This is a genomic window from Gammaproteobacteria bacterium, assembly GCA_034522055.1.
Classification (GTDB): domain Bacteria; phylum Pseudomonadota; class Gammaproteobacteria; order JAABTG01; family JAABTG01; genus JAABTG01.
The window spans coordinates 868,018-887,537 of record JAXHLS010000002.1; the positions used below are offsets into that span (position 1 = coordinate 868,018).

The window sequence follows — 19,520 nt, forward strand, 5'->3', positions numbered from 1 at the left end:
CACCATTCACTATTCACTATTCACTCGCTTCTACTATTCACTTTTTCCTATTTCCTATTCACTCGCCTCTAGTTCAACTGCACCCTCTGCCCCCACGGCACCTTCTCGCGCCCCTTGACCAGCCAGATGGTCGGATAATCGGGGGCCGCGCGGGGGAACAGGCCCCTGGCGTCGGTGAAGTACACCAGCAGGTCGGGCCGGCGGCCGGCCTGTTCCACCCACTCGAATACCGGCTTGAAGTCCGTGCCGCCGCGGCCGCTCACCGACTCCGGCATGTCGGCCGGTTCCCAGGGCTCGAAGCACCACGGCGCCCCCTCGGCGAGGACCGTATCACAGGGCAGCAGGGTCAGCCGCGCGCGCACTTGGCCCTTGATGGCATCCACCTCCGACATGAACTGGGCGATCTCCTCGTCGCTGATGGAGCCGCTGGTATCCACCGCCACCACCATGTCCACCTGGGCACTGCGCAGGCTGGGCATGATGGCATCGCCGCCGCGCCGGCTCGACGGCCGGGAATAGCTGTAATCGTCCCGCGCCGAGGCCGTGACATAGCGCGCCAGCAGCATGCGCCAGGGCAGTTGGGGCTGCAGCAGATGGTCCACCAGGCGGGCCATGTCGCCCCCCAGCTTGCCCGCCTGCATGGCCTGCTGAGCGGCGCCGGCCAGGCGCTGCTGCCACTGGACGGCGAGGGCGTCCCGCTCCTGGGCATCCAGGGGCGGCGGCTGAGGGGCACCGCCGCCGCCCGCCCCCTGCTCCTCCTCGCGGGACTCCCCGCCCTCGCCCTGGCCGTCGCCGGCACCCCCCTCCTCGCCGTCCCCCGCCGGCGGCGGCTCGGCGGGGGGCTCGTCGGCCGGCGGTGGTGGCGGGTTATCATCCGCTGGCTCGTCATAGATATGCCGGTCCATGGGCTCCTCGGAGTCCGTATCGCGGATGCAGGGATAGATCTCCTCCGCCGTCATGCCCTCGAACTTGCGCTCGTACAGGGTGCCGGGGGGCGCCTCCAGGCCGTCCCCCATCAACAGCGGACTCACCGCGTAGTCGCAGGCCACGTCCCAGCGCCGCTTGTCGCGATGCTCGCGGCGGCGGAAGTGAGACAGGGCGCAGTGCAGGGCCTCGTGGGCCAGCACGAACTGCACCTGGGACAGGCTCAGGGCATCGATGTAGTCGTGGTTGAAATAGAATTTCCGGGCGTCGGTGGCGGTGGTGGGACACCACGACGCCTTGGCCTGCACCATGGGCAGGCGCAGCGCCAGGGCCCCCAGGAAGGGCTTGTCCAGAATCAGGCGGGTGCGTGCCGCCGCCAGCTTGTCCTCCACGCCGCCGGCCATGGCTCAGCCGTCGTAGAGCATGACGTCCGCCACCTGGTTGGCCCAGTCGGAGAACTGGGGCACGGCGAACAGTTCCTCGCCCACGGCGCGGTGCATATCCGACACCAGCATCACACCCATCTCGCGCTGGGGAAAACGCCGGGCGTAGTCGAGGATACAGCCCATCACGGCGTTGCCGTCGGCGGTCTCCCGGGCCCGAATGGCGCGGCCCACCAGGGAGGACGCCACGGCGTACTGGAGATCGATGGGCTCGGGCACCGGCACCTCGTCGCCCCGCAGGATGGCGTCGAGGTCGGGGAGGTTATCCAGGTTCTCCACGAAGGCGTGGAGTTCGATGCCGGCGGCCGGCCCCACGCAGGCCTGGAGGCTGCCCACCAGCAGGTCGGGGCGCGCGCCGAACTTCTGCAGGGCGCGGTGGGCGAACTCCCACGAGCGCGGGGACGGGAAGGCCACGGGATTGTGGGCGGGGTCGAAATCGAACAGCAGCTCCGGACGGAAACGCAGGAAGGCGATGACCCGCTCGTCGATGCCGTTGGCATAGGCCCAGGCCACCCAGTCGTCCAGGTTCACCTCAAACTCGAAGTGGGAAAAGCGGTTGGCCAGGGGGGCGGGCATGGTGTAGGTGACACCGCGGTCGCCCTGGCGGTTGCCGGCGGCGAAGATGGCCCAGCCCGCGGGCACCTCGTAAGCCCCCAGGCGGCGGTCCAGGATCAGCTGGTAGGCGGCGGCCGAGACGGTGGGAGCAGCCGAGGTGATCTCGTCGAGGAACAGGACTCCCCGGCGGCCATGACGCGTGACATCCGGCAGCATGGCAGGCACGGCCCACTCCACCAGATCGCCGGTGCGGAACGGAATGCCCCGCAGATCGCTGGGCTCCATCTGGGACAGCCGCACATCGATGACGGGCACGCCGTGGCGCCCGGCCACCTCGGCGACGATCTGGGACTTGCCCACCCCCGGTGGGCCCCACAACATGACGGGCGTATGGTGGCCCTGTTCGGTACTCTGAAACTCCCGGTCTAGAATGGAAAACAGGTGGGCGGGTCGCATGGGGTGACCTTCGGTTTGGGCTTCAGCGGTGATTTCACGACAGATGATATGCAGAATGGGCCATATGAAGACCCCGCATCTTAGAGTGTTATCCATGACCCAACCAGCCTCATGGCTGCTGTTGCTGATGCTCGGCCTGCCCGCCACGGTCCCGGCGCTGGGGCTCGGCGCGCAGCCCATGACCGACGAAGAGGCCGAGGAGCTGGGACGGCGGATCTGGCACAACGAGACCGGGGGGCGCATGGATCGCCTGCTGTGGTGGAATCGGGGCGAGGAGTTCGCCTCCCTCGGCATCGGACACTTCATCTGGTATCCGCGCCATTACGACGGGCCCTTCCGGGAGACCTTCCCCGCCCTGGTGGAGCACCTGAGGGCCGGCGGTACCGCCCTGCCCTCATGGCTCGACAAATCCCCTCCCCCGCCCTGTCCCTGGTCCACTCGCGAGGCCTTCCTGGCCGCCACCGGCGATGCCCGCAGGCTGGACCTCCAGGCTCTGCTGGAAGGCACCCTGGCCGCACAGTCCCGCTTCCTGGTGCAGCGGCTGCAACAGGCCCTGCCGCTGCTACTGGCGGCGGTTCCCGGGGAGCAGCGGGCCACCATCCGCCGGCGCCTGGAGTCCCTGCTGGCCACCCCCGCGGGCCGCTACGCCCTGGTGGACTATGTGAACTTCAAGGGCGAGGGGCTGAGCCCCACCGAGCGTTACCAGGGCCAGGGCTGGGGCCTGTTGCAGGTGCTGGGCGCCATGACCGGCGCCCCGTCCACACCGGCGGCGGATTTCGCCGCCGCCGCCGACCGGGTTCTGACCCGGCGGGTGGCCAACGCCGACCCCTCCCGCCACGAGGAGCGCTGGCTGCCCGGCTGGCGCCGGCGCCTCGCCACCTATGCCGCCGGCCATGAATGACCCCGAGCTGATCCTGTACATTCGGGAAGGCTGCCACCTGTGCGACGATGCCATGGAGATCCTGTGGCTCCAGGGGCTGTCCTATCGAGCCCTGGACATCTCCGGGGATGCGGGCCTCGAGGCCCGCTACGGCACCCGCATCCCGGTGTTGGGCCGCGGCGGAGAAGAGCTGAACTGGCCCTTCGGGCCGGCAGACGTGGAAGAATTCGCGGTGAAGGGAGGCCAATAGCGACAGCCTATCGTTTCGTTCATTTCTTTCAATTGGATATATCGAATGTCGAGCCCTATATTGTCCTTGTCCGCAATATCGCGGCCCTTCATTTCAACCGACGGAGACCGAGACCATCATGGAACTCAAAGGCAGCAAGACCGAGAACAACCTCAAAGACGCATTCTCCGGGGAATCCCAGGCCAACCGCCGTTATCTCTACTTCGCCGCCAAGGCAGACGTGGAAGGCTACAACGACGTGGCCGCGGTGTTCCGTTCCACCGCCGAGGGCGAGACCGGCCATGCCCACGGGCATCTGGAATACCTGGAGGCCGTGGGTGACCCGGCTACCGGCGAGCCCATCGGCGGCACCGATCTCAACCTGAAGGCGGCCATCGCCGGCGAGACCCACGAGTACACCGACATGTACCCCGGCATGGCCAAGGCTGCCCGGGACGAGGGCTTCGACGAGATCGCCGACTGGTTCGAGACCCTGGCCAAGGCGGAGCGCTCCCACGCCAACCGCTTCAAGAAGGCCCTGGATTCCCTGGACGCCTGAGCCACCTCACGAGCCCCGGCTGCGGCCGGGGCCCATGGCATCGCCCATTTCGAATCGGGCATTTCGAATCCACGTCACCACCAAGGGGAACACGCCGTGACCGCGTCATCCACCACCCGCGAAGGCAGCCTGCAGGCACCGACCCGTCATGCACTGGACTGGAAAAACCCGGAGTTCTATGACGAAGAGGCTTTGTTCAAGGAGTTGGAACGGGTCTACGACATCTGTCATGGCTGCCGGCGCTGCGTGAGCCTGTGTCACGCCTTCCCCACCCTCTTCGACCTGGTGGACGAGTCGGACACCATGGAAGTGGACGGCGTCGCCAAGGCCGACTACTACAAGGTGGTAGACCACTGCTACCTGTGCGACCTGTGCTACATGACCAAGTGTCCCTACGTGCCACCCCACGAGTGGAACGTGGACTTCCCCCATCTCATGCTGCGAGGCAAAGCGGTCAAGTTCCGCAAGGGTGATTACAAGACTCGCGACAAGGTCCTCACCAGCACCGACCGCGTGGGCAGCCTGGCGGGGATCCCCGTGATCTCCGGCGTGGTGAATGCCGCCAACCGCTCCCCCGCCATGCGCAAGCTCCTGGACAGCGCCCTCGGCGTGCACCCGGACGCCAAGGTGCCGGAATACCACAGCAACACCTTGCGCAAGCGTCTCGCGGACCGGCGGAACAACGACGCCGAGGGCGAGAGTGCCGGACGCACCCGTGGCCGCGTGGCCCTGTTCGCCACCTGCTACGGCAACTACAACGAGCCCCATCTGGGCGAGGATCTGCTGGCGGTGTTCGAGCACAACGGCATTCCCGTCACCATCGCCGAGCGCGAGCGCTGCTGCGGCATGCCCAAGCTGGAACTGGGGGATCTGGAGGCCGTGGAACGGGCCAAGGACGACAACATCCCGGTACTGGCCGCCCTGGTGGATGCCGGCTGGGACATCGTCGCCCCGGTGCCGTCCTGCGTCCTCATGTTCAAGCAGGAGCTGCCCCTGATGTTCCCGGACGACGACGCGGTACAGAAGGTGAAGGCGGCCATCTTCGACCCCTTCGAATACCTCATGCTGCGGCACAAGGAAGGCAAGCTGAGCACCGACTTCAAGAGCGGCCTCGGCACCGTGGCCTACCATGTCGCCTGCCACCAGCGGGTGCAGAACTTCGGCCTCAAGACCAAGGACGTGCTGGAGCTGGTGCCCGACACCACCGTCCAGGCCATCGAGCGTTGCTCGGGGCACGACGGCACCTACGCCGTGAAGAGCGAGTTCCATGAGATTTCCATGAAAATCGCGAGGCCCGTGGTCAACCGCGTCAAACAGGCCGAGGCCGACCATTACGGCAGCGACTGCCCCATGGCGGGCCAGCAGATCGCCAACGGCATGAAGGACGGCAGTGAACCGCGCCATCCCCTGAGCCTGCTGCGCCAGGCCTACGGGATCTGAAGGGGCAGGGGACGGTATACGGTGATCGAACGGCCACATGGCCGCGCCATCCCGGCCGCCGGCTTGGCTGGACGACACCACGGCCGGAATCGCATTTTCCGGCCACGACGAACTGACGGGACTCGCACCGAGGCCCTCAGGCCTTACCAAATCACTACGGAGAAGAACAATGTCGAACGAAGGCTATCACGAACCCGCTGACAAACTGTCCGAAGAGACCAAGGACATGCATCGCGCCCTCGTCTCCCTGATGGAGGAACTGGAGGCCGTGGACTGGTACAACCAGCGCGTGGACGCCTGCAGCGACCCAGCGCTGCGCGCCATCCTCGCCCACAACCGCGACGAGGAAAAGGAGCATGCCGCCATGGTTCTGGAATGGATCCGGCGCCGCGATTCCAAGCTCGATGGCGAGTTGAAGGACTACCTGTTTACCGACAAGCCCATCGCCCACGAATAACGCAACGAAGGAGATTCCCATGAAGGCCTTAAGTCGCGACGACCTCTATAACCTGGAGCAGTACGCCGAGACGCGTGCCGCGTTCCGGACCGAGGTCATGGCCCACAAGAAAAACCGCCAGGTGCCCATCGGGCCCAACGCCACCCTGTACTTCGAGGACCGCCTGACCATCCAGTACCAGGTCCAGGAGATGCTGCGCATCGAGCGCCTGTTCGAGGTCAAGGACATCGAGGACGAACTCGCCGCCTACAACCCCCTGATCCCCGACGGCCGCAACTGGAAGGCCACCTTCATGATCGAGTTCGACGACGCGGAGGAGCGACGCGTGGCCCTGGGTCGTCTCGTCGGCATCGAGGACCACACCTGGGTGCAGGTGGCGGACTTCGACCGCGTCTACGCCATCGCCGACGAGGACCTGGAGCGGGACAGGGAGGAGAAGACCTCGGCGGTCCATTTCATGCGCTTCGAGCTGGCCCCCGAGATGGCGGCGGCGGTGAAGGCCGGGACCGGGGTCATGGCGGGCATCGACCACGACAACTACCGCCACGAGACCCGGCTCCCGACCGCGGTGCGAGACGCCCTGGCCGCCGATCTCGACTGAGGCCCAAAATGGAAACTACGAAAGACGCGAAAAGCGCGAAAAGGTCATGACTGGAGATCCAAGGCCATCCCGGGATAACCGTCTACGCTTAAGACACGCCCGGCACGGCCCTCATGGAGGCACAGAATCGGCTGAGAGGGTATTCGCAATCACGACGCCCTGATATCCCCTCACCATGATCTTTAGTGCTCGCCTACCATGGGGAGTAAGGACCCGCCAACTTCCCGGCGCCGCCATGCCCCTGTGAGGGCTTTGTCTTTTTCGCGTCTTTCGCGCCTTTCGTAGTATCCATTTATAGTTCCCCTGCACGAATAAGCCCGCAGTCGGTCGGCCTTTTCGGTGGCGCGGCCGGTTAGAATGCACCCCATGACCTCCCCTCCTCCTGAACCCTCCCCGGACTTCGCCGCCAGCGGCCTGTTGCGGGAGCTGGCGGCCGTCCTCGACGCGGGCGCCCTCATCACCGAACAGGAGGCGCGTGCCCCCTACGAATGCGACGGCCTGTCGGCCTACCGCCAGGTGCCGCCGGTGGTGGCACGCCCCGCGGATACCGACCAGGTGCGGGAGGTGATGCGCATCTGCCGGCGCCACGGCGTGCCCGTGGTGGCCCGGGGCGCCGGCACCGGCCTGTCGGGCGGCGCCCTGCCCCACCCGGGCGCCGTGCTGCTGTCCCTGGCGCGCCTCGATGAGGTGCTCGAGGTGGATCCCCTGAACCGCACCGCCCGGGTCCAGCCCGGAGTGCGCAACCTGGCCATCTCGGAGGCCGGGGCCCCCCACGGCCTCTACTACGCCCCCGATCCCTCCTCCCAGATCGCCTGCACCATCGGCGGCAACGTGGCGGAGAACGCCGGCGGCGTGCACTGCCTGAAGTACGGCCTCACGGTCCACAACATCCTGGAGGTCAAGGTGGTCACCGCCGACGGCGACCTCCTCACCATCGGCAGCCCGGGTCCCGACAGCCCGGGTTACGACCTGCTGGCCCTCATGACCGGCTCCGAGGGCCTGCTGGCTATCGTGGTGGAGGCCACCGTGCGACTGCTGCCACGGCCCACCGCCCGCCAGGTGCTCATGGGGGCCTTCGCCAGGGTAGGGGACGCCGGTACCGCCGTGGCCCGCATCATCGGCGACGGCATCATCCCCGCCGGGCTCGAGATGATGGACAACCCCGCCATCCGCGCCGCCGAGGATTTCGTCCACGCCGGCTATCCCGTGGATGCCGCCGCCATCCTGCTGTGCGAACTGGACGGCGCCGAAGACGAGGTGGCCGAACTCACCGCCCGCACCGTGGCCCTGCTCGAGGACTGCGGCGCCAGCGAGGTGCGGGTGGCCGCCGACGAGGCCGACGCCGAGACCCTGTGGCGAGGCCGCAAGGCGGCCTTCCCGGCGGTAGGCCGCATCTCGCCGGACTACTACTGCATGGACGGCACCATACCCCGCAAGCACCTGTCCCGGGTGCTGGCGGAGATCGCCGTGCTGTCGGGCGAATTCGGGCTGGCCGTGGCCAACGTCTTCCATGCCGGTGACGGCAACCTCCACCCCCTGATCCTCTACGACGCCAACCAGCCGGGCGAACTGGCGCGGGCCGAGGCCTTCGGCGGGCGCATCCTGGAGCTGTGCGTGGCGGTGGGCGGCACCATCACCGGCGAGCACGGCGTGGGCTTCGAGAAGCTGGACCAGATGTGCACCCAGTTCCAGAAAGACGAGCTGACCCAGTTCCACGCCATCAAGGCGGCCTTCGACCCCGACGGGCTGCTGAATCCCGGCAAGGCCGTACCCACCCTCCACCGTTGCGCCGAGCTGGGGGCGATGCACGTCCACAAGGGCCAGTTGCCCTTCCCCGAGTTGGACCGCTTCTAGTGGAGACCCATATCGCCCCCCGTTTCCAGGGTACGCCCGACGGCCGCGAGGCCGAGGCCATCCTGCGCAACTGCGTCCATTGCGGCTTCTGCACCGCCACCTGCCCCACCTACCGCCTCACCGGTGACGAACTGGACGGTCCGCGGGGCCGCATCTACCTGGTGAAGCAGTACCTCGAGGGCGAGACCTCGGGCCGGCACATGCGCTATCACCTGGACCGCTGCCTCAGCTGCCGCTCCTGCGAGACTACCTGCCCCTCGGGTGTGCGCTATGCCCGACTGGCCGATATCGGCCGCCGCCTGGCGGTGGAGGAACTGCCCGCACCGCCCCTGCGACGCCTGGTGGAGACCGCCATACGGGCCGTCATCCCCCACCCCCGGCGCTTCGGCGCCCTGCTGGGCACGGCACGCCTTTTCGGTGCCCTACTGCCGCCGGGGCTGCGCCGCAAGATGCCGCCGGTCCAGGCCCGGGAACCCTGGCCCGTGCCCCGCCACCCCCGCCGCATGGTGGCCCTCACGGGCTGCGTCCAGGAGGCCGCCACCCCCGCCACCAATGCCGCCGCCGCCCGCGTCCTCGACGGCTTGGGGATCAGCCTCGAGCCCACGCCGGGGGCGGGCTGCTGCGGGGCCCTGAGCCTGCACCTCGGCCACATGGCGGAGGCCAGGGCCTTCGCGCGTCGCAACATCGACGCCTGGTGGCCGGCCCTCGAGGCGGGCGCCGAAGGGGTGGTGGCCTCCGCCAGCGGCTGCTGCCCGGTGCTGCGGGAATACGGCGATCTACTGGCGGGGGATCCCGACTACGCCGAGCGCGCCCGCGAGGTGGCGGGACGGGTGCGAGACCTCTCCGAGGTGGTGGATGAGGCGTGCCCGGCGGACCCCGGCCTGGGTGCGGGCCGTGCCGTCGCGGTGCACTGCCCCTGCAGCCTGCAACACGGCCTGGGACTGGGCGGCGTGGTGGAGAGGATCCTGGAGGCCGCCGGCTACCGCCTCACGGCGGTCAAGGACGGCCACATCTGCTGCGGCTCGGCCGGCACCTTTTCCATCCTCCAGCCCGCCATGGCCGAGCGCCTCAAACGGGACAAGCTCGCGGCCCTGGAGGGCCCCGAGCCCGACCTCATCGTCACCGCCAACGTGGGCTGCCAGCTGCACCTGGCCAGCGGCTCCACGGTACCCGTGAGGCACTGGATCGAACTCCTCGATCCGGCGGCGCGACCGTAGTCATTGGAACCAAGAAAAACACAAAAAAACCGAAAGCGAAACTAGGTCTCAGGACTGACCCGGGTGTACCCGAGTGTCGTCTTATGCTCCTCTTTAGACTTTAACCCTGGCAGCGCTTTCAATTACGAACGCCTTTTCGCGTGATGCTCGCGGACCTCCGCGAAGACGTCCTCCACGCTGCGCGCCCGTTCGGGATCGGCCTGCATGGCATCGTAGGCGGGGGCGACCTTCTCCCGGAGCCAGCGGTCGATCGCGGCGTCGCGCTCCTGAAGCGCCCGCAGTCCGGCGCGGACAACCTCGCTGCCGGAGGCATAGGCGCCCGAGGCCACCATCCGGTCGATGAAGGCGGCGTGCTCCTCCGGCAGGCTGACGGTGCGTTTTTCGGTGGTGGACATCACAGGTCTCCTTCACCGTACAGCGTAGCAGACGGTATGAACTTTTCATACTCGCGAGAGGTACTGAACCGGCCGCCCGCTGCACTACGGCAATGCACAGCCCACCGGACCCTGCCCTCCCCCGGCCCGCACCGCTATGCCGCTCGCACACGCCTCCAGCCGGGAAACGGGCCCATCTCCAAGATCAAGGTCGAGTACCCCGTCGGTGAACTTAACAATGGGAAAACCGGGGTCTGTCCCCGACGGCCCAAGGCCGTACCCACCCTCCACCGTTGCGCCGAGTTGGGGGCGATGCACGTCCACAAGGGCCAGTTGCCCTTCCCCGAACTGGACCGCTTCTAGTGGAGACCCATATCGCCCCCCGTTTCCAGGGTACGCCCGACGGCCGCGAGGCCGAGGCCATCCTGCGCAACTGCGTCCATTGCGGCTTCTGCACCGCCACCTGCCCCACCTACCGCCTCACCGGTGACGAACTGGACGGTCCGCGGGGCCGCATCTATTTGGTGAAGCAGTACCTCGAGGGCGAGACCTCGGGCCGGCACATGCGCTATCACCTGGACCGCTGCCTCAGCTGCCGCTCCTGCGAGACCACCTGCCCCTCGGGCATACGCTATGCCCGGCTGGCCGATATCGGCCGCCGCCTGGCGGTGCCGGTGAGGCACTGGATCGAACTCCTCGATCCGGCGGCGCGACCGTAATCATTGGAACCAAGAAAAACACGAAAAAACCGAAAGCGAACTGGGTCTCTGGACTGACCCGGTGATGTCCTTTTTGGGGTCGATTTGTCATCCCCATACAGAAGGGGGCAGGAACCCACTCGCGGATAAGCCGCCAGGGACGAATGCCTGTGAGGCAAGCCATCAAGGGAGCTATCGAAGCGGTGCGCGCCCAAGGGCGTTACTAAGGGGGGCTTAACTCCGCGGCGGGCGGATGGGGGCGGATCTCGACGGCGTCCACGGGCTGCGCGCGCAACTCTTCCACATCGTTCGCACCGATGCTGCATTCCAGGGCCGAGAAACGGCCCAGCACATGCGTGGCCAGAACGGCGAGTTCGGCGTCTTCGAGGTGACCGAAAGAAGGCATGACGCCCCGGTAGGTCTCGCCCGCCACCTCGATCTCGCCCCTCAGGCCGTGCAGCAACACCTGTACCACGTAGCGGGCATCATCCAGGGCCGGGTTGTCGGCCAGGGGTGGGAACGTGCCGGGGCTGCCGGCACCGCCGGCACCATGGCAGGCGACACAGTGGCGCTGGTAGAGGGCACCGCCATCGGCCGTTGTCATAGACTGCTCCTCCGGCGGGCCGGGGGGTGGCGGATCCGGCCCGAGGTAGGTGGTAAGGTACGCCAGCAGGGTCTCCCGCTGCTCCGGCGTCACCTCGAGCCCGTACTCCACCATGCTGTCCATCACGTCATGCCACATCCACTCGGGGATGCCGGCCGAGTCGTGGAGATAGGTCAGATCGTGGCAGGTCTGGCACTTGGCGTACGCCAAATCCCGGCCCGGGCCCCGGGGCAGATCCTGGGCCCAGGCCGACGCAATACCCGCGATGATATACACGGCGGCCAGGATGCCGGCCACCGGGCCTCGCCACAGCACGGTGCGGTGCCCCCCGCGCTCTAGGCCGCCGTGACGCCGATACGTTCCACCCCGAACCACTCATAGCCCGAAGGGTTCCAGTGGATGGAGCCGTCGATGGGCTGGCTTCGCCCCAGGGTGTCCACGGCACGCACCCACAGCTCGTGGCTACCCGCGGGCAGCTTGACGGTACCCTGCCATTCATACCAGGCATAGGGGCTGTCGGGCCGGGACAGCATGGCCTGCTGCCAGGTGGCTCCCTTGTCGGCGGACACCAGCACGGCCTCCACCGGCACCACGCCGTCGTTCCATGCCACGCCGTGCACCTTCACCTCGCCCGCGCGCACCTTGTCGCCATCCAAGGGACCGAAGAACATGCTTTTAACCTTCTGGCGCCAATTGGGGACGCTGTTCTCGAAGGTGTACTCGATGCGGGTCCCCGCCTCGATGGGGCGGCTGGGAGTGCGATAACGGGGGATCTGGTTGTAGTTGTAGGTCTCGTGGGCGTCGAAGCGCAGGGAGCCGATCCACTTGACGTTCATGGTGCCGTAGTAGCCCGGCAGGATAAAGCGCACGGGGCCGCCGTGGATGGCGGGCAACGGCTCACCATTCATCTCCAATGCCAGGATGCCATACTCCAGGGCGTCGTCCACGGGCACCGAGTGCTCGAAGTCCGGGCGCTTGGCGGTGGCGGAGGGCTCGTCGACGCCGTTGGCCGTGAGGTACGTGGCCTTGGCCCCGGGGTTGATACCGAACTTGTCCATCACGGCGCTCAGGGGTACCCCCCGGTATACCGCCTGGCCCATGCCACCGTTCTGCCACTGGGTACCTTTGGTCTTCACGGAATACTTGCCGTAGTAGCTCCGGCCGTTGCCGGAACACTGCATCACCATCTTCACTTCGTGCTGTGGCATGTCCCGAAGATCGGCGGCGTCGATCACCGCCGGCCGCTCCACCAGCCCGCCGATCTGCACCTTCCAGCCCTCCAGAGACCGCGGTTCCACCGTGGCGGCGCCATCGAGGAGCTGGTTGTTGCGGACGAAGAAACGGTCCTTGGGGGTCAGGTCCTGGCCGCGCAGCAGCGGGGTGGGGGTCTCGAGGACAACGGTGCGGGAATTATGGACGATGAGACGGCTGTCCTTACCCATTGCCACCTGATCCGCGGAGGGTGTTCCCGCCTCTGCCGCATGGGCGAGTGGCGTGAGGCGCCACATGCTGCCGGCGGCCACGGTGACGCCTGCTGCCTTGAGAAACCGCCTGCGGTGGATGTCGGGTGGGGTGAAATCGGCACTAGACATGATGCGTTCCTCCTTTTCGCTTCCATGAATCTCTTTTTATAGCTCATTTACCCGTCGATGCAACCGACCGCCTGTCCCATGGGCACAGAATGAAGATCGGGATTCATCCCGACAAGCCGGCCTGCCGTACATGCCCCGCGCCGGCCCGGAAACCACCGCTGGCCGTCGGGCTGAAGCCCGACCTACAAACAGCACCCACAAATGCGACCTGCGAAGACAGGACATCGCCCATTCAATCGGCACAGCCGAAGGTCGGGATTCATCCCGTCATCCACTACCCGTCCTTTTTTATGTCAGCCGTCGATAACCGTGCGGCCGTTCACATTCTGGCAGCCTATCGGGGTTAAGCTCGCGCTCCGAGGCTGCCGCTAACCCTCACAAGCCAGACGTACCATTTCCTACCAAGGGCCAGTTCAAACCAGGAGATCGTTCATGTCCGCGCGCCAATGCGCGGGATCGAGGGGGCAGGTATGCCCCAAGGCCCGCATGCCATATCTTCTCGCGCTGCTGATCCTCTTTCTGCTTCCACCCGCCGCGGCGGCGGGGCAACTCACGGTACGCCTCATCGACCACGTGAGCGGTGCGGGCCTGGCGGGGGTACGGGTGGCGGCCCATGAGCAACTCCCGGACGGCAGCCTGGTGTGGGCGGCGGCCCGGGACACGGACGGCGAGGGCAAGGCGCGCTTCGACTTGGCGGGGCTGGGCGAGGGCCGGACCTACGTGCTGAAGGCCAGGCCCCATGCCCACTGGCTCACCAGCGCCCCCATCACCGAGACCGGCTGGCACGGCTGGCGGGTGGGGCGGCTGGCGGTGCAGGTGCTGGACGGGCGGACGGGCGCGCCCCTGGCGGGCCTGGCCCTGACCCTGCGGGAGCGGGGCGTGGATGGGCGTTATCCCCACGTGATGAACGTGGAGACGGACGGAGCGGGCTGGTTGCGCCTCGATCCAGACATCCTCGGGGAGGTGCCGCTGGTGCTGCGGGCTCTGAGCCCGACGGACGGCGAGTGGAAGTACAGCGCCCCCTACTGGGGCGGTGGCGAGAAGCGCTTCGTGGTGGGCAACATGCCCCTGGAGGTGGAACTGGTCAACGGCGTCAGCGGCGCGGGTCTGTCCGATGAATGGGTGGAGCTGTACCGGCGCCGGGACGATGGTCGCCTGAGCCTCCAGGACCGGCGCCGGACGGACGCCGCGGGGCGGGTGGATTTCGACGTGGACGGCCTGGGTGCCGGCACGGAGTACGTGGTACGGGCCGAGCCCTACGGGCGGCGGCTGACGAGTGGGGACATCGGCGTGGCGGGGGTGCATCGGCTGGAGGCGGGGCGCCTGGAGGTGGTGCTGGAGAACGGCGCCAACGGCCAGCCCTATCGGTGGAAAGACGTGAGGGTGCTGGAGGTGCAGCCCGATGGCAGCCGCCGGGGTGTGCGCCAGGTACGTACGGACGGCGACGGAGTGGTGCGGCTGGACCCGCCGGCCCTGGGCAGCCGGCCCTACGTGCTTCAGGCCGCGAGCCCGTCGGACGGGAGCTGGAAGCTCAGCGAGCCCTATGAGGGCCCGGGCCGGTTCCGTTTCGTGGTCGGCAACGCGGCCCTCACGGTACGCCTCATCGACCACGTGAGCGGTACGGGCCTGGCGGGGGTACGGGTGGCGGCCCATGAGCAACTCCCGGACGGCAGCCTGGTGTGGGCGGCGGCCCGGGACACGGACGGCGAGGGCAAGGCGCGCTTCGACCTGGCGGGGCTGGGCGAGGGCCGGACCTACGTGCTGAAGGCCAGGCCCCATGCCCACTGGCTGACCAGCGCCCCCATCACCGAGACCGGCTGGCACGGCTGGCGGGTGGGGCGGCTGGCGGTGCAGGTGCTGGACGGGCGGACGGGCGCGCCCCTGGCGGGCCTGGCCCTGACCCTGCGGGAGCGGGGCGTGGATGGGCGTTATCCCCACGTGATGAACGTGGAGACGGACGGAGCGGGCTGGTTGCGCCTCGATCCAGACGTCCTCGGGGAGGTGCCGCTGGTGCTGCGGGCTCTGAGCCCGACGGACGGCGAGTGGAAGTACAGTGCCCCCTACTGGGGCGGTGGCGAGAAGCGCTTCGTGGTGGGCAACATGCCCCTGGAGGTGGAACTGGTCAACGGCGTCAGCGGCGCGGGTCTGTCCGATGAATGGGTGGAGCTGTACCGGCGCCGGGACGATGGTCGCCTGAGCCTCCAGGACCGGCGCCGGACGGACGCCGCGGGGCGGGTGGATTTCGACGTGGACGGCCTGGGTGCCGGCACGGAGTACGTGGTACGGGCCGAGCCCTACGGGCGGCGGCTGACGAGTGGGGACATCGGCGTGGCGGGGGTGCATCGGCTGGAGGCGGGGCGCCTGGAGGTGGTGCTGGAGAACGGCGCCAACGGCCAGCCCTATCGGTGGAAAGACGTGAGGGTGCTGGAGGTGCAGCCCGATGGCAGCCGCCGGAGTGTGCGCCAGGTACGTACGGACGGCGACGGAGTGGTGCGGCTGGACCCGCCGGCCCTGGGCAGCCGGCCCTACGTGCTTCAGGCCGCGAGCCCGTCGGACGGGAGCTGGAAGCTCAGCGAGCCCTATGAGGGCCCGGGCCGGTTCCGTTTCGTGGTCGGCAACGCGGCCCTCACGGTACGCCTCATCGACCACGTGAGCGGTGCGGGCCTGGCGAGGGTGCGGGTGGCGGCCCATGAGCAACTCCCGGACGGCAGCCTGGTGTGGGCGGCGGCCCGGGACACGGACGGCGAGGGCAAGGCGCGCTTCGACTTGGCGGGGCTGGGCGAGGGCCGGACCTACGTGCTGAAGGCCAGGCCCCATGCCCACTGGCTCACCAGCGCCCCCATCACCGAGACCGGCTGGCACGGCTGGCGGGTGGGCACGGTACCAGTCAGCCTGGTGGATTCCACCACCGGCCAGCCCCTGGCCGGCATCGAGGTGGTGGCCCTGCAGAAGGCCGCGGACGGCACCCTGGCCCGGGTGAAGGCCGCCGCCACGGATGCCCATGGCGAGGTCCGGCTCGACCTGCCCGAACTCGGTAACGGCAAGGTCTACGTGCTGAAGGCCATCGACCCCTACGGCGACGGCGCCAACCATTTCGGTCCCCTGGTGCGCCACCGCGGCCCAGTGACCGTGGCCACCGATCCGGACGATCCCCACCGTCCCGATCAGGAGCCCCCACAGTTGCTGATCGCCGCACCGGCACCTGCCGCCGCGGTGGGGGACCACGGCTTCGTCGTGGAAGGCATGGTCACGGACAACGAGCGGGTACGCAGCGTGAGCCTCGTCCTCACCGACGGCGGCGGCCTGCTGCGCGTCCTGCCCGCCGAGCTGGACCGCCACCGCGGCACGTGGCGCGCCGCCATCGGGCCCGTGACCGTCGCCACCCCGACCCAACTCACCATCACCGCCACCGCCCAGGACCAGGCTTTCAACTCCGCCACGGCGGCGGTGGACGTCCTGCTCGTACGTGATGTTACCCCGCCCATCATTGATGTGGGCACGCACCGCTCAGGCGAGCACGTGCCCGACGGCGCGTTCGTGGTAACGGGCACGGTCAGGGACGATACCGGGCCCGCATCCATGGCCGCGGAGCTTCTGAACGGAGACGGCCAGCTCATGGATGGGCGTGCCACGGAAGTAGCGGCAACCGGGGCCTGGGCCTATACCGCCTTCGCCGGGGCAGCCGGCGCCGCAGGGGATTTAACCCTGCGCCTCATCGCCACCGATACCGCCGGCAATACCACGGCCCGCGAGCTGGCCCTCCACACTAACCCGGCGGCGCGGCAACGGCGAGGCCTGCTCGACCGCATCGGCTTCGGCGCGACGCCCGCGGGCCTCGCCGAAGTCGAGCGTTTGGGCATCGCCGCTTACCTGGATAATCAACTGGACCCCGCCCGCATCGACGACACTACCTTCGAGGCTTGGCGAGCAACCCAAACCTTCGAGCACCCTGCCGATCACCTGCTGGCCCACGCCCTCCACAGTCGCCGCCAGTTGCGCGAGGTGATGACGTGGTTTTGGGACAACCACTTCAATACCGCCCTCCAGGGCCATGGCCATCCCCAGTGGGAGATTGCCGAGAACGACGCCTTCCGCGCCAACGCCCTCGGCCGGTTCCGGGATCTGCTGGAGGTGAGTGCGCGCAGCCCGGCGATGCTCCGTTTCCTCGACGGCGTTGCCAACCGCGCCCGCAAACCCAATGAGAACTACGCCCGAGAACTGCTGGAGTTGCATACCCTCGGCCTGGATGGCGGCTACACCGAGGCCGACGTGGCGGCGGTGGCCCGGGCATTCACCGGCTGGACCATCGACGACGATGCGTTCCACTTTAACGACGACATCCATGACACGGGCCCAAAGACCGTGCTGGGCACCCATCTGGCAGCGGGTCGCGGCATGGAGGATGGCGAGCAGGTGCTCGACATCCTGGCAGCCCACCCGGCGACGGCGGACCATATCTGCGGCAAGCTGCTCGTCCTGTTGCTGGGCAGGGCCGATGATGCCGCCCTGCACGCCGACTGTGTCGCCGCCTTCATGGCCGGCGTGAATGCCCCCGACCAGATGGCCCGGGTGGTGGGCGTGATCGTACGCTCACCGGCCATGTTGGCGGCCGCTCAGGAGCGCTCGAGTGTGCGCACGCCGCTGGAGTATGTCCTTGCGGCACTGCGGGTGCTGGGGCCCGCCCCCGAGGCGACCATGCCGCGCTGGTGGTTGCATAAACTCGGAATGCCCTTGTTCCACAACCCCATCCCCACCGGCTACCCCGAGGCGGGCGAGCATTGGGTCTCCACCCACGGCCTGCGGGCGCGGTTGAGTTTCCTCGACCGCGTGGCCTCGGACCGCGGCCCATTCCAGGGCGCCATTGCCGATCCTGGACCCGAACTCCAGTGGGAAGGCATCACTACTACGGACGGTATCGTGGGCACCGTGCTCGCCTGGGTCCACGGGCCCGACTTCACCCGCGCCGACTGGGAACTGGGACGGGCCATCCTCACCAACGACGGCGCCCGCCCCTTCGAACCGAGCGGACCCCAGGCAGGGCGCCGGCTGCGGGAACTGCTCCTCGTCGCCCTGGCGCTACCCGCCTTTCATTTCCAATAGGAGCCGCCACATGCACAGAAGAACCCTCCTGCGCGGCTTGGGCACAGGCCTGGTGGCAGCCCTGGCGCCCGCCGCCGGCATGCGCCTGGCCTGGGGCAGTCCTGCCACCCGCAACGGCCGCGCCCTGGTGGTGGTCTTCCTGCGCGGGGGCTGTGACGGCCTCAACATGGTGGTGCCCTATGGCGAGGATGCCTACCACAACGCCCGCCCCACCCTGCGCATCGCCCCGCCCAGCCCTGGCGATCCCGCCTCGGCGCTGGACATCGACGGCTTCTTCGGCCTCCACCCGGCGCTGCAGCCGCTGCACCGGCACTATCAGGAAGGACAGGTGGCCCTGTTGCCCACCGTGCACCTGCCCGGAGGCGCGCTGTCCCATTTCGAGAGTCAGGCCGATATGGAGTATGGCGGCGGCGGCGAAGGCTGGCTGGGCCGCTACCTGGCGACCACGCCTGTGGCGACGGCCGCCCTGGCCTTGGCGCCGGCGCCCCCCCTATCCCTGCGTGGCCCGCGACCCGTGGCCGCCTACGCGGATCCCTTCGACCTGACCCTGGCCGCCAACGAGGCCAAAGACACGTTGCTCCAGCGGGTGCTCGAGGAGGCCTACCCGGACGGCGACATCCCCGGCCATCGTCATGCCCCCTGGTACGAGGCCGCCACGGTACTGCTCGCGGACCGCAATCGTGCCCGCGCCCCTGCGCCGGTAGCCGGCGCCTATCCGGCGGGCCCCTTCGGAGTCGGCCTGTCGGGTGCCGCCGAACTGCTGCTGACGGATCCCGACCTCGCCGTCATCACCCTGGATCTCGGGGGCTGGGACACCCACCGCCACCAGGGGGGCGACGAAGGAACCCAGGCGCGCCGGATGGCAGTCCTGGCAACGGGTCTGGACGCCTTCCTCGCCCATCTGGGCCCGCGCCGCAACGATGTGGCCGTGCTGGTTCAAACCGAGTTCGGACGTACCGTGGAGGAAAACGCCAGCGGCGGTACCGATCACGGCCGCGCCGCCACCTGGATGGTGGTGGGGGGCGGCGTGCGTGGTGGCCTCTACCTCAACAGCGGCTGGCCGGGGCTCGACCCGGCTTACCTGGAGGGCGGCCGCTACCTGGCCGGCACCATCGACTACCGTGACGTCTACGGGGAATTGCTGGCCGCCCACCTCGGCGCCACCGGCCTCGACGCCATCCTACCCGGCCATATCGTCACCCCCCTGGGGCTGTTATGAGCCACCCGATGCCCACCAAAACATACGCATCCCTTGGGACCTGACTTCCGGACGAAACACTACCCGTTCCATAGACACAAGGTCTTGCTTCCTCCCGACGTCCCGGCCTCGCTTCATGCACCCATGCCGGGTTGGACCCGCGACCTTCCGCACCCAAGATCTTTTTGGTTCGTCCGCAGAATCTGTGGGTAAATGTTGCCCCTACGGCGAACGCCAAGTAGATGATGTCCATGGACAAATAGTAGCGGCGCGGCGCACCTTCGGGTTGGTTTTTCCGCAACGAACCATAGGTTCTCGCCAAGACAAGGGATAGGGGGA

Annotated in this window: 15 protein-coding genes and 1 pseudogene; 11 read left to right on the forward strand and 5 right to left on the reverse strand. The window is 68.1% G+C overall.

The genetic code is table 11. The annotated features are described in order from the left end of the window. Positions 1 to 68: 68 nt before the first annotated feature. Entirely contained in the window at positions 69 to 1,328 is a 1,260-nt protein-coding gene (locus U5S82_04250) for a VWA-like domain-containing protein (protein MDZ7750869.1), read from the reverse strand. Positions 1,329 to 1,331: 3 nt separating this feature from the next. Beyond that, positions 1,332 to 2,378, reverse strand: coding sequence for a MoxR family ATPase (locus U5S82_04255; GenBank protein MDZ7750870.1), 1,047 nt, complete (start codon positions 2,376 to 2,378; stop codon positions 1,332 to 1,334). 94 nt (positions 2,379 to 2,472) lie between these two features. On the opposite strand from U5S82_04255, the gene U5S82_04260 reads away from it, so the two are divergent. From U5S82_04260 to glcF, 8 genes are all read left to right on the forward strand, one after another. Beyond that, positions 2,473 to 3,279 (forward strand): hypothetical protein, encoded by an 807-nt coding sequence (locus tag U5S82_04260; GenBank protein ID MDZ7750871.1) that lies wholly within the window; start codon positions 2,473 to 2,475, stop codon positions 3,277 to 3,279. After that, positions 3,272 to 3,508 (forward strand): glutaredoxin family protein, encoded by a 237-nt coding sequence (locus tag U5S82_04265; protein ID MDZ7750872.1) that lies wholly within the window; start codon positions 3,272 to 3,274, stop codon positions 3,506 to 3,508. The genes U5S82_04260 and U5S82_04265 overlap by 8 nt, the downstream gene beginning before the upstream one ends. A gap of 118 nt (positions 3,509 to 3,626) precedes the next feature. Next, positions 3,627 to 4,046 (forward strand): rubrerythrin family protein, encoded by a 420-nt coding sequence (locus U5S82_04270; GenBank protein ID MDZ7750873.1) that lies wholly within the window; start codon positions 3,627 to 3,629, stop codon positions 4,044 to 4,046. A 96-nt stretch (positions 4,047 to 4,142) separates the two neighbouring features. After that, positions 4,143 to 5,486 (forward strand): heterodisulfide reductase-related iron-sulfur binding cluster, encoded by a 1,344-nt coding sequence (locus U5S82_04275; protein MDZ7750874.1) that lies wholly within the window; start codon positions 4,143 to 4,145, stop codon positions 5,484 to 5,486. A gap of 169 nt (positions 5,487 to 5,655) precedes the next feature. Continuing rightward, entirely contained in the window at positions 5,656 to 5,943 is a 288-nt protein-coding gene (locus tag U5S82_04280) for a ferritin-like domain-containing protein (GenBank protein ID MDZ7750875.1), read from the forward strand. 19 nt (positions 5,944 to 5,962) lie between these two features. Continuing rightward, positions 5,963 to 6,544 carry a DUF3501 family protein gene (locus U5S82_04285; GenBank protein MDZ7750876.1) on the forward strand — a complete coding sequence of 194 codons (582 nt, stop codon included), beginning with the start codon at positions 5,963 to 5,965 and terminating at the stop codon, positions 6,542 to 6,544. Between the two features lie 366 nt (positions 6,545 to 6,910). Next, the gene (locus U5S82_04290) at positions 6,911 to 8,398 is read left to right on the forward strand and encodes an FAD-linked oxidase C-terminal domain-containing protein (protein MDZ7750877.1); all 1,488 of its coding nucleotides are present in this window, start codon (positions 6,911 to 6,913) and stop codon (positions 8,396 to 8,398) included. Further along, positions 8,398 to 9,615, forward strand: a complete 1,218-nt coding sequence (gene glcF, locus U5S82_04295) for a glycolate oxidase subunit GlcF (protein MDZ7750878.1) — start codon at positions 8,398 to 8,400, stop codon at positions 9,613 to 9,615. The genes U5S82_04290 and glcF overlap by 1 nt, the downstream gene beginning before the upstream one ends. Positions 9,616 to 9,737: 122 nt before the next feature. Here the strand turns inward: glcF and U5S82_04300 are convergent, their stop codons facing one another. Continuing rightward, positions 9,738 to 10,010, reverse strand: a complete 273-nt coding sequence (locus U5S82_04300) for a type II toxin-antitoxin system ParD family antitoxin (GenBank protein ID MDZ7750879.1) — start codon at positions 10,008 to 10,010, stop codon at positions 9,738 to 9,740. Positions 10,011 to 10,351: 341 nt separating this feature from the next. Between U5S82_04300 and U5S82_04305 the strand changes: the two are divergent. Continuing rightward, positions 10,352 to 10,654: pseudogene (locus U5S82_04305) on the forward strand (4Fe-4S dicluster domain-containing protein). Positions 10,655 to 10,910: 256 nt separating this feature from the next. Here U5S82_04305 and U5S82_04310 read toward each other — a convergent pair. Together U5S82_04310 and U5S82_04315 are read right to left on the reverse strand one after the other, a co-directional pair. Then, positions 10,911 to 11,606 (reverse strand): cytochrome c, encoded by a 696-nt coding sequence (locus U5S82_04310; protein ID MDZ7750880.1) that lies wholly within the window; start codon positions 11,604 to 11,606, stop codon positions 10,911 to 10,913. Positions 11,607 to 11,626: 20 nt separating this feature from the next. Then, positions 11,627 to 12,883, reverse strand: coding sequence for a sulfite oxidase (locus tag U5S82_04315; GenBank protein ID MDZ7750881.1), 1,257 nt, complete (start codon positions 12,881 to 12,883; stop codon positions 11,627 to 11,629). Between the two features lie 486 nt (positions 12,884 to 13,369). On the opposite strand from U5S82_04315, the gene U5S82_04320 reads away from it, so the two are divergent. Both U5S82_04320 and U5S82_04325 read left to right on the forward strand, forming a co-directional pair. Beyond that, entirely contained in the window at positions 13,370 to 17,983 is a 4,614-nt protein-coding gene (locus tag U5S82_04320) for a DUF1800 domain-containing protein (protein ID MDZ7750882.1), read from the forward strand. A 10-nt stretch (positions 17,984 to 17,993) separates the two neighbouring features. Next, positions 17,994 to 19,202, forward strand: a complete 1,209-nt coding sequence (locus tag U5S82_04325; protein ID MDZ7750883.1) for a DUF1501 domain-containing protein — start codon at positions 17,994 to 17,996, stop codon at positions 19,200 to 19,202. The last annotated feature ends 318 nt before the right edge of the window (positions 19,203 to 19,520 follow it).